The sequence below is a fragment of the Ruegeria sp. K7 genome (assembly GCF_056531785.1).
The window spans coordinates 1-1,122 of the sequence record NZ_JBQFMJ010000044.1 but is presented as its reverse complement, the minus strand read 5'-3'; the positions used below and the strand labels follow the sequence as shown (position 1 = coordinate 1,122).

General features: G+C 61.9%; 1 protein-coding gene. It reads right to left on the bottom strand.

Annotated features, from left to right (window positions below; all coding sequences use genetic code 11):
* Window position 1: 1 nt before the first annotated feature.
* Window positions 2–1,078, bottom strand: coding sequence for an NAD-dependent epimerase/dehydratase family protein (locus ACR0FE_RS23590; protein WP_480915554.1), 1,077 nt, complete (start codon window positions 1,076–1,078; stop codon window positions 2–4).
* Between the last annotated feature and the right edge of the window lie 44 nt (window positions 1,079–1,122).

Sequence of the window (1,122 nt, the reverse complement as noted above, 5' to 3'; positions counted from 1 at the left end):
ATCACCCCTGCTCCTTTTTTGCCCATGTGCTGAATTGGTTGAGGCCGTCCCTGACGGAGACCTGTGGGGACCAGTTCAGCAGGCGGCGTGCCTTCGAGATATCGGCCAGAGCATAGCGAATGTCGCCGGCGCGGAAATCGCCGGTGACTTGGACGCCGTTGCGCGCGTCCCCGACAAGGTCGATCAGTTGCCGGGCCACGTCGATGATGGTCGCCGCCTCGCCCGCGCCGATATCCACGATCTGATCCGAGAAACTGTCCAGCGCGACGGTGCTGGCAAAGGCGCGCACAACGTCGTCGACATAGACAAAATCGCGGGTGATATCGCCGTCCTCGAAGATGTTGAGCGTTTTGCCCTGCATGATCTGGTCGGCAAAGATCGAGATCACACCGGTATAGGGGTTCGACATGGACTGCCCCGGGCCATAGACGTTCTGCAGGCGCAGAATGCCGACCTCGGTCGGGGTGCCCCAGAAGGCCTGGGTCAGCAGGTATTCCTGCATCAGCTTGGTCGAGGCATAGATCGAGGCGGGCGCCACCGGGCAGGTATCGGCATTGGTCGGCACCGGCGTCAGGGTTTCGCCGCTGGCCGATTTCGGCAGGAAGTCTCCGTTCGACATGTCCTGGCTGGTGCGGGCGACCGCAGGCACAAGGACGTTGTTGGCGTCCACGCAGGCGCCCTCACCATAGACGCTGCGCGAGCCGGCCAGAATGATGCGGCGCACCGGGGTATCGGCCGCGCGCACCGCCTCGATCAGGTTGGTGGTGCCGATGATGTTGACCTCGTTGTACCGGGTCGGGTGGTCAAAGGACTGGCCGGTGCCGGTTTCGGCGGCCAGGTGGAAGATGAACTCGGGCCGGACCTGCGACATGGCGCGCTGCATGTCGTCGCGCGAACGCACGTCGCCCACGATCATCCCGGCGCCCGAGGATTTGGCGATCCTGAAATTGGTCTCGTTCTGGAAATGAACCTGTGGGTGCAGAGAGTCGAAAATCGTGACGTCATGCCCTTGCTGAACAAGTTCAGCGCTCAGCCGCGACCCGATAAAACCCGCGCCCCCCGTGATCAGAATCTTCATTAAGCTATCCACCATGTCTACAGATGGCGCGTCACTAGTTCATT

What these genes read in the sequence shown, in the direction of transcription:
- ACR0FE_RS23590 (WP_480915554.1), bottom strand. Translation starts at nt 1,078, where the DNA reads ATGAAGATTCTGATCACGGGGGGCGCGGGTTTTATCGGGTCGCGGCTG.